At 36.8% G+C, this 12915-nt stretch carries 9 protein-coding genes; 7 read left to right on the top strand and 2 right to left on the bottom strand.

Annotated features, from left to right (window positions below):
• Window positions 1–3: 3 nt before the first annotated feature.
• Window positions 4–1668: a dihydroxy-acid dehydratase gene (gene ilvD, locus GXZ72_09420; GenBank protein ID HHT19763.1), complete on the bottom strand. Its 1665-nt coding sequence runs from the start codon at window positions 1666–1668 to the stop codon at window positions 4–6.
• 827 nt (window positions 1669–2495) lie between these two features.
• Here ilvD and GXZ72_09415 point away from each other — a divergent pair.
• From GXZ72_09415 to GXZ72_09400, 4 genes are all read left to right on the top strand, one after another.
• A complete protein-coding gene (locus GXZ72_09415) occupies window positions 2496–4331 on the top strand; it encodes a threonine--tRNA ligase (GenBank protein HHT19762.1) in 1836 nt (611 codons plus the stop codon).
• An 86-nt stretch (window positions 4332–4417) separates the two neighbouring features.
• Window positions 4418–5584 carry an aminopeptidase P family protein gene (locus GXZ72_09410; GenBank protein ID HHT19761.1) on the top strand — a complete coding sequence of 389 codons (1167 nt, stop codon included), beginning with the start codon at window positions 4418–4420 and terminating at the stop codon, window positions 5582–5584.
• A 124-nt stretch (window positions 5585–5708) separates the two neighbouring features.
• Window positions 5709–6494: a ParA family protein gene (locus GXZ72_09405; protein HHT19760.1), complete on the top strand. Its 786-nt coding sequence runs from the start codon at window positions 5709–5711 to the stop codon at window positions 6492–6494.
• Entirely contained in the window at window positions 6494–6886 is a 393-nt protein-coding gene (locus GXZ72_09400) for an AAA family ATPase (protein HHT19759.1), read from the top strand. The genes GXZ72_09405 and GXZ72_09400 overlap by 1 nt, the downstream gene beginning before the upstream one ends.
• A gap of 244 nt (window positions 6887–7130) precedes the next feature.
• Here the strand turns inward: GXZ72_09400 and GXZ72_09395 are convergent, their stop codons facing one another.
• Window positions 7131–8261 (bottom strand): radical SAM protein, encoded by a 1131-nt coding sequence (locus tag GXZ72_09395; protein HHT19758.1) that lies wholly within the window; start codon window positions 8259–8261, stop codon window positions 7131–7133.
• A gap of 149 nt (window positions 8262–8410) precedes the next feature.
• On the opposite strand from GXZ72_09395, the gene cfbB reads away from it, so the two are divergent.
• The 3 genes from cfbB to GXZ72_09380 all read left to right on the top strand — a co-directional run bounded on the left by cfbB (window position 8411) and on the right by GXZ72_09380 (window position 12869).
• Entirely contained in the window at window positions 8411–9763 is a 1353-nt protein-coding gene (cfbB, locus tag GXZ72_09390) for a Ni-sirohydrochlorin a,c-diamide synthase (protein ID HHT19757.1), read from the top strand.
• A 507-nt stretch (window positions 9764–10270) separates the two neighbouring features.
• The gene (locus GXZ72_09385) at window positions 10271–11452 is read left to right on the top strand and encodes an oligosaccharide repeat unit polymerase (protein ID HHT19756.1); all 1182 of its coding nucleotides are present in this window, start codon (window positions 10271–10273) and stop codon (window positions 11450–11452) included.
• A 586-nt stretch (window positions 11453–12038) separates the two neighbouring features.
• The gene (locus GXZ72_09380) at window positions 12039–12869 is read left to right on the top strand and encodes a F420-dependent methylenetetrahydromethanopterin dehydrogenase (GenBank protein HHT19755.1); all 831 of its coding nucleotides are present in this window, start codon (window positions 12039–12041) and stop codon (window positions 12867–12869) included.
• Window positions 12870–12915: the final 46 nt, after the last annotated feature.

Raw genomic sequence — 12915 nt, 5'->3', positions numbered from 1 at the left:
CCATTAAACCACCCAATCTAAAATGGCTCCTTTATCTGCAGAGCTTACTAATTTACTATATCGTGATAACCATCCTTTTAATTTTTTTTCAGGGTGTTTTACTTTACTAAACCTTTTCTGGATTTCTTCCTCTTCTAACATTATTTCCAGTTTCCTGTTCGGTATGTCAATTTTTATTATGTCTCCGTTTTCAACAATAGCGATTGGGCCATTTGCCATGGCTTCTGGAGAAACATGACCTATGCATGGTCCTCTAGTACCGCCAGAAAATCTACCATCAGTAATCAGCGCAACTGAGTCTAATCCTCTTCCAGATATGGCTGAAGTAGGGTTTAACATTTCCCTCATTCCAGGACCTCCTTTGGGACCTTCATAACGGATAATGACTACATCACCATTTGTGATCTTGTTTTGAAAAATGGCTTGCACACATTCTTCTTCACTGTTATAAACTTTGGCTGGACCTTCATGTATTAACATATCTTCAGTAACAGCAGCTTGTTTAACAACAGAGCCATTGGGAGATAAATTGCCTTTAAGAACTGCAATACCTCCTTCACTGTGCACCGGATTGTTAATTGGGCGGATAACCTGGTCATTTTTGACTCTAGCAGCACTGATATTTTTTTTCAAGGATTGTCCAGTACAAGTTAGATTTCCTCCTTTGATTTCATCTTCTAGAACCTTTAAAATCGCAGGTATGCCTCCTGCTTTGTCTAAATCCATCATTGTATGGCTTCCGGATGGACTTATAGCAGTTAAATGAGGTATTTTTCGACTGAGTTCATCAAAAATGTCTAAATTAATTTTAACTCCTTTATCAGATAGTTCATGGGCTATGGCGGGTAAATGAAGGGTGGTGTTACTGGATCCTCCTAGGGCTAGATCAACAACTACTGCATTATAAAATGCGTCTTGGGTCATAATCATGGAGGGGGTGATGTTTTTTTCCACCAATTCTATTATTTTTTCTCCGGATTCCCTGGCCATCTGGATCTTCTTAGAATCCACTGCATGAGTAGTTGCACAGTAGGGTAGGCTCATTCCCATAGCTTCAGTAAGACATGCCATACTGTTGGCGGTGAAAAGACCAGCACACGATCCTGCTCCAGGACAAGCGCAGCGTTCCAACTCATCTAATTCTGTTTCACTCATATTTCCTGCTGAAACTTTTCCCACACCTTCAAAAACATTAATAAGATCCACAGCTTCACCTTTGTACTCTCCAGGTAGCATTGGACCACCAGTAACTACAATAGCAGGAATATCTAGCCGGGCCGCACCCATAAGCATTCCTGGGACAATTTTATCACAAGTTGGTAAAAGAACCAAGGCATCCAAGCTATGGGCTTGCGCCATACTTTCCACGGTGTCAGCTACAATTTCACGGCTGGCCAGGGAATAACGCATTCCCTCATGGTTCATGGCGATTCCATCACAAATAGCCATGGTGTTGAATTCGAAGGGAACGCCTCCGGCTTGACTTATCCCAAGTTTAACTGCATTTGCAATCTGTTTTAAATGAATATGTCCTGGTACTATGTCTGTAAAACTGTTAGCCACTCCTATAAATGGTTTTTCCATCTCGGCATCAGTCACGCCGCATGCTCTCAAAAGGGAACGATGTGGGGCCCGCTGCATTCCCTTTTTTATTTTATCACTTCGCATTATATCACCTGTGAGTTAGAACAAATGGTAAATTGTAATAATATAAATATGTCATTTTATCTTTTAAATGCTATCTTTATAAACAATTTTAATATTAATTCATCAAATCTCAATCTTATTAATACTCATTCATCAATCAATTCCTTTTTTGGAAAATTTTTTATAGAATTTGATGTTTATGAACTAACAATTATTGTCTTCACATCCTCAAATTTTTAATCCTAATGAAATGCTTACATCCTATTTAAAGACAAAAATACGTGAAAAAACCTACAATTTAGATTATTATATTTTTAATCATATTATTGCTAAGATTACTACCATTTTTTCCGGTTATTCTTTCTTTTTGGATTATTATTTTGATTGATGGCTACAGAATGTTTTTAGGGTAACGGTTGGTTAAAATAGGGATTTGAGCATCTGCCCAATTTTTATCTTAAGTTTTCCATAAGGTGTTATGCTGTACTAATGGAGGCATAGTAATGCATATTACTGACTTTCAGCAACGCTTTTAAAACAGTTTTTAATGTTTATTTATCATTAATCATCCTTCAACGTAATATTAATGCACGGAATCTGCGGATAATGGGATATTGTGATCATATTAAAAATTACGATTTTTGGCAAACAGTTGTGTTAAATCTTTTTTTTTAAGGGTTAATATTCTGAGAATTAAATTCATGATAAATCCGAGATGAATAAAAATTCTAGTTATTTTACCAGTTAGAGGTAGCTTATAAATAACATCATGACAGAACTTTATTTTTAGTGAATCATTCTTGACAGGAATAAATACTATTACAGTTATTTAATTTACAGGTGGTTACATGCGCATACTTTTGATTCATTCTGATCATTTGAAGTACCAAACCAAATCTAAAACACGAATTGCAGAGAAAATTAGCGAAAATAAGAAAAAAGGCGAATTTCAAAATGCACTGGTTGTTTTCACTGCAGTTGAGAAAGAAGATGAGCCAAAACCGGAAGAAGTAGCTGAAAATGCAGTAAACGAGATAATCAACGTTTTTAGGAATGTCAAAGCAGAAAACATTGTAATATATCCCTATGCCCATTTAAGTTCCTCTTTAGGCTCACCAGAATCTGCTAAAAAAATTCTCAACAACCTAGAATCAAAACTGGCCAAGATGGATTTACCAGTTAGCAGAGTTCCTTTTGGATGGTACAAATCTTTCGAAGTGTCATGTAAAGGGCACCCCTTATCAGAGCTTTCAAGAAGTATTACTCCCGAATCAACTCCAAAAGAAGAAGAAAACGTGGAAAAAGGGGAAAAATCACACTTTTTTATTTTATATGATGGAGAATGCGCTGATCTTGACCAATTCAGTGATCTTAATCAAGATATGAATAAACTGATAGATTATGAATTGGGTCGAGGTGAATCAAGTGGAGAAGAACCACCCCATGTTAAACTCATGAGGGAAAAGAAATTGGCAGATTATGAACCTTCTGCTGATGTAGGACATCTTAGATGGTATCCTAAAGGTAGATTGATAAGAGATCTTCTTTCTGATTATGTTTACACACTGGTAACTGACCGAGGAGCAATGCCAGTTGAAACTCCTATCATGTACGACTTGGCTGATGATGCAATCCGTGTGCATGCTGAAAAATTTGGAGAACGCCAGTACCGTATGGGTGGAGGTAAAAAAGATCTCATGCTCAGATATGCTTGCTGTTTTGGAGCGTTCAGAGTCCTGTCTGATTCCTTTTTAACTTGGAAAAACCTCCCAGTAGGCATATATGAGTTATCAACTTACAGTTTCCGATTGGAGAAGAAAGGTGAAGTGGTAGGTTTAAAAAGACTAAGGGGATTTACCATGCCTGATTTACACACTGTTTGTGCTGACTTAACCCAATCAATGGAAGAGTTCCAAAAACAGATCGACATGTGTAAAAAGACCGGTGAAGACCTGAAAGTTAATTATGAAGTTATTTTCCGGACTACAGCTGAGTTCATGCAAGAAAACAAGGATTGGATCCACCATGCCGCACAAAAGATAGGCAAACCAGTTCTTTTGGAAATTTTACCTGAAAGAAAGCATTACTGGATATGCAAAATGGATTTCGCAGCCATTGATTACCTAGGAAGGCCAATTGAAAATCCTACAATTCAGATGGACGTAGAAAGCGGAGAAAGATTTGGAATTACATATATTGACCAAAAAGAGCATGAAAATCATCCTATAATATTGCATTGCAGCCCCACTGGAAGTATTGAACGGGTTATCTGTAGTTTGCTTGAAAAATCGGCGCTAGACATGAAAGAAAAAGCCCCCATGCTGCCTTTGTGGCTTGCACCCACTCAAGTCAGGATTATTCCCATTGCCGAAAGACACTTAGAATACGTTGCCAAGTTAGCTCAAGAACTCCGTGATGCTCATATACGGGTGGATGTAGATGACCGGCCTGAAACAGTGGGTAAGAAAATCAGAAATGCTGGGGGAGAATGGGTACCATTCGTGGTAGTAATTGGAGATCGTGAACTCGAAGGTGCAGAATTAACTATAAATGTTAGAGAAACTGGTCAAAAGGTTTCCATGGGCCTTAAAGAACTAATCGACATTATTCAGCTTGAAACTAAAGGAATGCCATATCGACCATTACCTCTCCCCTTGAATATTTCTAGAAGGATCAATTTCTGATAATTATATCTTTCCAGTCCTGATGTTGCATATGAATTAATGATATATAGGGGGTTATTCCTTTGAAAAAAACTCCGGTATCTGAAATGGAAAATAGAATGGGTAAATTTAAGGAGGTCATGTCTGCAGTTGATCCTGAATGGGATATGGCTGTAATTTTTAGTAATATTAATCTTTTTTATTTCACTGGAACCATGCAAGATGGGATGCTGCTTATTCCTAGAGATGAAGAACCCACATTTTGGGTGAGGCGTAGTTACCAGAGAGCACTGGATGAATCATTTTTTCCAGATATAAAGCCAATGAATAGCTTTCGTGATGCAGCAAAACATATGTGTACACTTCCAAATAGCATACATCTTGAAACAGAAGTTGTTCCTTTAGCGCTATATCACAGATTCAAAAAACATTTTCCTTTTCAGAATTATAAACCTTTAGATTCTTGTATAGCTTCTGTCAGGGCCGTTAAAAGTGAATACGAGCTTTCATTAATGAGAAAGTCTGGAAAGATACATCAGCATGTATTGGAAGATATAGTGCCGAATATACTTTGCGAAGGGATGAATGAGGCTACTCTCGCATCCAAACTTTTTTCTATTTTAATAGATGAAGGGCACGATGCGGTTACTCGTTTTGGAATGTTTGACACCGAAATTATTGTTGGGCATGTGGGGTTTGGTGAAAGTTCACTTTATCCAACATATTTTGATGGTGCTAGTGGAAATAAGGGGCTTAGTCCCGCGGCACCAGTTTTGGGAAGCCGTGACCGGAAATTGAGGAGGGGAGATCTTGTTTTCGTAGATGTTGGTTGTGGAGTTGATGGTTATAACACTGATAAGACTATGACTTACATGTTCGGCTGTTCATTGCCTCAGCACGCCATTGAAGCACACCAAAAGTGTGTTGAAATACAAAATGAGATTGCAAAAATGCTTAAACCAGGAGCAATTCCTTCTGAGATTTATAGGAAAATAATGGATAATTTGGATGATAAATTCCTTGAAAACTTTATGGGTTTTGGAGAACACAAGGTAAAATTTATTGGACATGGAATAGGTTTATTAATTGATGAAACTCCAGTTATTGCAGAAAAATTTGACGAACCAATTCAAGAGGGGATGGTATTTGCGGTGGAACCTAAAAAAGGCATCGAAAATATTGGAATGGTTGGAATCGAAAACACTTTTTTGGTTACTCCCTATGGAGGGGAATGCATTACTGGAACTAGTCCTGGTTTGATTCCAGTTTTTTAGATATACGCATTTTCTCATTTAAATTTATGATATTAGCATTTTTATCTAGATCTCCCCAGACTTGGTGAAAACTATAAATATTATAACTTATAACTTATAATTTATAAGATTTAGGAGATCAATTATGGCGGAAGTTATAGCAATTTTAAATCAGAAGGGAGGTTGTGGTAAAACCACCACTGCAGTTAATCTTTCTACTTCATTAGCACTTTATGGAAAGAACATATTGGTTATAGACATGGATCCTCAAGCTAATGCTACCACTGCATTTGGTTTGGAGAAAAATGAAGATAATTCAATATATCGAGTTTTAACAGGACAACAAACTCTGGATGAGGCTATTGTTGCAACTAAAATATCAGGATTAGATCTTCTTCCCAGCCACATCTCTCTGAGTGGTGCCGAAATCGAACTTAGCAAGGATATAGGATTTCCATTTATTCTTAAAGAGACTATGGATGATGTTCAGGAGAATTACGATTATATTTTTTTGGATGTGCCGCCTTCCTTAGGTATACTGACAATAAATTCATTAGTAGCTGCTGATAGTGTCATAATTCCAATTCAAGCTGAATTTTATGCATTAGAAGGAATGGCTGATCTGTTAGATGCCATGAACTTAGTGGAAACTCGTTTAAACAGTCCTTCACCCATCAAAGGAATCTTAATCACCCTTTATGATTCTCGAACTAGGTTAGGTAGGGATGTTTACCAGAATGTAAAGCAATTCTTTGGTGAGACAGAGTATATCTTTAACACAACGATCCCTCGTAATGTGAAGCTGGCTGAAGCACCTAGCCATGGCAAACCATGTGTAATTTATGATGAGGAATGTGTTGGAACTGAAGCATATAATGACCTTGCCAAGGAAATTTTAACAATGAACGGGCAAGGAACGGAGGAAGCATAATGACTCCATCAAAAAAGAGTGAAAAAGCATTAGGTAAGGGATTAGACGCTTTAATTCGTAAAGAAAAATCAGAATCTACCGTAAATACGAAAAAATCTCCTATGAAGGGGAACGTTTCGATTAAAGGTTCTGCTATAGAAAAACCAAAGACAAGAAAAGTCAGGAAAACTCAAGAAGATCCTTACAAAATGATTTTTGAAGGTGTTGTACTAGAAGTTCGCAAGAATCCGCGCATATCCCTTTGGTCAGCAAAATCCGCAGCCGTTTTTAGATTTTTAAAAAAAACTAAACCTGCATTTAGTATTAGCAAAGAGGCGTCAGTGCTTATTGAAGAAGCCGTGCAACAGAAGTATCCTGAAATCTGGGAATTGTTTGAAGACGAAGAATTTTAATTTTTTTAAATTTTCTCATGAGGTTACGATTATCAGAGAAAAAAATCTTTCAATATCCTGTTCAACATATTAATTAATAGCTATACTACTTTAAAAATTGATTAACTATTTGACACATTGATCTTGATAAAAGATGATTTTTGATTTGAATATCACAAAAATTGATTTTCTATTGTTGCGTCTAGAACTCTAATCAAAAATATGAAATGACATGAATTATAACATATAAGTTATAACTAATAACTTAGAACTTATAAGACAATGTTGTTTGATGATTTTTATCAAGTTTTAAGAATGGCTCTGCTCTTTTAACAACCACCCCTAACCTTTTAATCTCATCCAATTTCGTAAATTTCATTCCATTTTTCCTTGCTTCAATAATCTTTCTCGCAGAAATTTTACCTATTCCTGGAACACGAAGTAATTCTTTAAAACTAGCTTCATTTATTTCCATGGGGAACAATTCTTTATGGAGTTTGGCCCAGACCAATTTTGGATCATCATCCAAGAAAAGAAATCCATCATCATCCAACACCAACTCATCAAAAGAAAAACCATACGAATTTAAGAGAAACTGAGCCTGATACAAACGAGGTGTTCGATTATCAGCAGGTTTTTCATGCTCTTCCATCGGAGTCTTTTTCAGAGGTTCAAAGGGGCTTAAATAACTTAAATTTATATTCAGATGTTTATTCAGCCATTCGGCCCGTTTGAGTATGTCTTGATCTGTTTCATCATTAGCACCCACAATTAACTGTGTACTTTGGCCAGAAGGCGCCATTTGAGGGTGGCGTTTCTTCAAACGTTCGATCCATTTCATTCTACGCAAAACATCATTATGATAATCTTTGGTACTAGTGAGTTCTTCAAAACCAGAAGAAGTAGCTGATTCGAGGTTTACACTGACCCGGTCAGCAAGGCTCATTGCCCTTTTTATCATATCATAAGAAGCCCCTGGAATTATTTTCAAGTGTATATATCCACGGTATTCATATTCTAATCGTAACTTCCTGGCCACAGCAATCATTTTTTCCATGGCTTGATCAGCATCTCCCGGCATTCCTGAACTTAAAAAAAGTCCTTCCGCATAATGATTCTGATAGTAATGAAGGAAAACCGTTATTAATTCTTCTGGAGTGAATTCAATTCTCTCAAAACGATTGTGGCAATGGTTTATGCAGTAATTACAATCATTAGTGCAAAAATTACTCATTAAAACCTTGAATAATGGAACTTGACAACCACCTTGTGTTCGTGCATTATAAATTCCTGGAAGATTTTTGGATGTGAAATTTTCCTGGTTTAAACTCACATAGTTACAAAGGTCGTATTGTGAGGCCTCCCCTAGAATGCGTAGTTTTTCTATGTCCATCATTTTTTTTATGTTTTTAATGATTAATATACAATTTCAAAAAGAGGTATTGGGAAGTATTTAACCTTCTTTGTCTGAAATAAACATCTATCTATAATTTAGCATCTATTAACCCTCTATGTTTTTAAAGCATTGATAACAATTCATAGTATATGCGTATTGTCTTAGCTGGAACAGGAAGTGCAGTGGGGAAAACAACAGTCTCCACAGGAATTATGAAAGCTCTCTCAGAAGAACAGAGAGTTCAACCTTTCAAGGTAGGTCCGGATTATATTGATCCCACTTACCATACTCTAGCCACAGGCAATATCAGCCGAAACCTGGACTCATTTTTCATGAGTTACCCCCAGATCAGGGAGGCTTTTGAAAGGGCTTTAAAGATCTCAAACTCCAACATGGGAATTATTGAGGGTGTAAGGGGTCTTTATGAAGGTATTAGTCCTATTGAGGACGTTGGCAACACAGCTTCCATAGCAAAAGCACTTAATTCTCCTGTTATCCTTATTTTGAACTCTCGAAGCTTAGTGAAAAGTGCTGCTGCAGTGGTTATTGGATTTAAAACTCTAGATCCATCTATCAAGATTGAAGGGGTCATTTTGAATTTAGTAAAAAATCGTAAACACTACCTTAAAACCAAGGAAGCTGTTGAAAAACTAGCTAATACTCAAGTCATTGGAGGAATACCACGTGATGAATCTATTAGTGTGGAACAAAGACATTTAGGTTTGGTGCCGGCCGTTGAACATGATAGCATATTACGCAACATCGAAGATTGGGGTCAGGTTATGGGGGAAAATATTGACCTAGACGCCCTCATGGCCATAATGAAAGCAGCAGGAAAACTCCCTGATGGACGTGAGCCACTATTCCATAAAAAAAATAAGAAAAAGCTTAAAATCGGCATAGCAAAAGATGAAGTATTCTCTTTTTATTATCAGGATAATTTGGAATCTTTCGAAGCTAACAACGCTGACTTAGTATATTTCAGCCCTTTACATGATGATGCTGTGCCAGATGTGGATGGTATCTACATTGGTGGGGGTTACCCTGAAATTTTTGCCAAAGAACTTTCAGCTAACCAGTCAATGCGCACTTCTATGAAAAAATATCATGAAAACAACCAACCTATATATGCTGAGTGTGGAGGGCTCATGTACTTAACCCGTTCAATAAACCATCAGGAAATGTGTAATATTTTTCCTTATCAATCCCACATGACCAAAAAACCACAAGCATTAAGTTACGTTGTTGCCAAAGCGATTCAAGATAATATTATCATCCCAGGGGGGGAGATGTTCCATGGTCACGAATTCCACTACTCGAAACTGGAATTGGAAGGTCAAAAACCAAAATTTGCATTCGATATTTTGAGGGGTCGAGGAGTGACTGATTCCATGGACGGGCTTATGAGTAAGAACACTTTAGCCAGTTACGTTCATACTCATGTGGCAGCTTGCCCAACTTTCGCCACTCAAATTATTAAAAGTGCATTAGGAGATTTTTAATATATTTTTTACATTTTCCAATGTAAATGAGTGGTCTTTTGTTTAAAAACTTGCAGTGATTGATTATATAAGGTCTACAGTAGAAACAAAAATCTTGTAGATCTCAAAATTGCTATTATTCATCTTATTATTTGTGCCAGAAAATGTAAGAAACATTTCTACTGTAGACCGATAGTGCTCGGTGAATTTGCTGAATTTGTGATTTTGCACTGTATTTATTCTACAGTAGAAGTAAATAAGTTGGATCAGCATAACAAATAATGTCATATTGTTAGAATCCCGCAGGAGCTTAAACACAAACGAAATAATATAAGCTAAAAAAGGCAATAAAAGAATTTGAGATTAAGTAGTAGATAATTTAAAAATATAAAATTCTGGATATTCAATTTAGACCACTACAATCTGCATCAAAAATAGCAATTCTAATTAAGAATACACTCATATCTTAATCCACATCATATCATATACCTTACTTCATCATGAAGAATATATTCAGGAGCATTATTCATGAAGTTTTCAGAATTAAAAAGAGTTGATCTATTTTCACCATACATTTTGGTGCTAATAATTGTAATATATGTATTATTAGCAGCCATTGCATATCAAGAGCACTTGAGAAATCTTCAATGGATTTCAAGCACATCTTTTCTCTACATTTTTATTGGAACCTTATTTTTCACAATAGGTGTATTTGTTCCTAAAATAATTCACGATCATAGTGTGAAACTAAAATCTATTTTTAGGGATCTTAAAGTCACTGAAGATAATTCTGAACAATGGTACAACAAATGCCGTGTCTTGTTAGATGAAAGGGTATTGTTAGCCGCAGTATTCATTGCTATTTTTCTACAAGGTCTTAACATCTATCTTCTGGGAGGCATACCAATTTTAAGTGGATATCTGAAATTTAAAGCCACCACTGACTTATGGCGCATTGCATATCCCCTTTTTTTGCCTGCCATTACAATTCTACTGGCTAAATATCCTCGTAAATGGTACTATGTAATCTTCATAATAGGTCTGGTTGTATTTGCCATTAATGGATATCGTACCACTACCATGGCCATTCTCATAAGTGCTTTCATCACCTTATATTACACTCGCAAAATGAAAACCACCTATGTATTAATTTCAATACTTATTATTGCTTTAATTGGAATAGCAGCAGGATATATAGCTGTAATGTCAATTCAATGGCAACAATGGAGTTTAAACCCATTACAACTAGTTGCTTACCGCGCTGGATTCACCATGATGGTATTTGACAAGATCGTGCACATGGCTGGAGCTACTGGAGGAGACTTGATCCATCAAGCCCTTACCACTGGACACCCACGAGTTACTGTGGGACATGTCGTTTTGAACTATCCAGTAGGGGGAAATACTCCCACAACCAGCATTACATCCACAATTTTTGGACCAGCAGTACTGGACTTTGGATTATATGCCATGATTGTGCAGATGTTTGTTATGGGAGTGGTGTTGAAAATAATCCATGCCACACACCAGAAAGCAAACGGAGCGCTCACAGCTTTATATGCAATTGTACTCACCCATACGATGATTTGGGTCGAGACTGGCCCCACCGATAGTGTAGTCTATCTATTCTATATTTTAGCCATTGTTGCAGTGATAATATATGCAATCCAGCTTTTTAGAATATCCCAGAAAAACCAACAAATTAAATGACTTTCATTTTTTTGGGGTGATTTAAATATTTTTTAAATCATTATCAAATTTTTTAGATAAAAGTTACACTTGAAACCCATGTCTAACTTGTTGAAATAGTATCACAAAATTCTTGAAAAAAAAACAACTATACGTATATAAATAAAATTAATTCTCGTTTGGTGTTATTGAGATATGTTATTGGGAATACAAATCTTTGGAAACCGCAGTGGTTTTTGTAACTCTGTTGGTATATACTAACCTCCAAATTGGCATGCAATATAAAAGTTAACACCCTAATAGAAAAATTTTCTATTTATTTACTATTATCCATGTGAACTATCATCAACACATCCAGAGACGGATATTAGGGCTCAAAATATAATAATCATTAGAATATTTACAAAAAATTTCATAATAATGCCTATTCAAATAGTGTTTTTTTTTATAAATGTATTTTAAATCAATTCATTGTAACTCCTTTATATCACAGCAATCTGTTTTTAAACTTTTTCGCAAACTCAAAAATCTCATATATAAATCTTCCCCTATAAATTAAATGAAAAAATACTTATGCCGATCTTCCAAATAGCAAAACGGTGATAATATGGTAGTAAAAATAGGAGTTATTAAATGCGGTAACTTAGGTACCTCTCCTGTCATTGACTTAGTACTAGACGAGAGGGCCGATAGGCCTAACATAGACGTTAGAGGTGTAGGTTCTGGAGCAAAGATGAACCCAGAACAAATCGAAGAAGCCGTGCCAAAAATAAAAGATTTCGACCCAGATTTTGTTGTATTTATCAGCCCAAACCCTGGTGCTCCTGGCCCTGCCCGAGCAAGGGAACTGTTATCTGAATTCGACATCCCGGCAGTCATCGTTGGTGACGCTCCTGGAATGGGTAAAAGAGAAGAAATGGATGAACAAGGCTTAGGATACATGATCGTACTAGGTGACCCAATGATTGGTGCCCGAAGAGAATTCTTAGATCCTACTGAAATGGCATCATTCAACGCTGATGTGATCAAGGTTCTAGCTGCTACTGGAGCATACCGTGTTGTCCAGGAAACCCTAGACGGAATGATCGCTGCCTGTGAAGCTGGAAGCGATGTGGAACTACCAAAAGTAGTCATCGACGCAGCAAAAGCCACAGAAGCAGGTGGATTCACCAACCCATACGCCAAAGCCAAAGCCATGGCAGCATACGAAATCGCCGCCAAAGTAGGTGATGTTGACCTCAAAGGATGTTTCATGGTTAAAGAAATGGAAAAATACGTACCAATAGTGGCTTCTGCCCACGAAATGATTGCAGCCGCCGCCAAGTTAGCTGTGGAAGCTCGTGAAATTGAAAAAGCTAACGACACTGTACTACGTAAACCACACGGTGGAGAAGGCCAGACCTTATCCAAAACCGAGTTAGTTTCCAAACCACAGTAAATGAGTATTTGAGCGGTCCATCTGGGCTGCTTATTTTTAATTTTAA

It is taken from the genome of Methanobacterium sp. (assembly GCA_012838205.1).
Taxonomy (GTDB): Archaea; Methanobacteriota; Methanobacteria; order Methanobacteriales; family Methanobacteriaceae; genus Methanobacterium.
The sequence above is the reverse complement of the archived record's forward strand: the minus strand, read 5'-3'. Positions and strand labels throughout refer to the sequence as shown.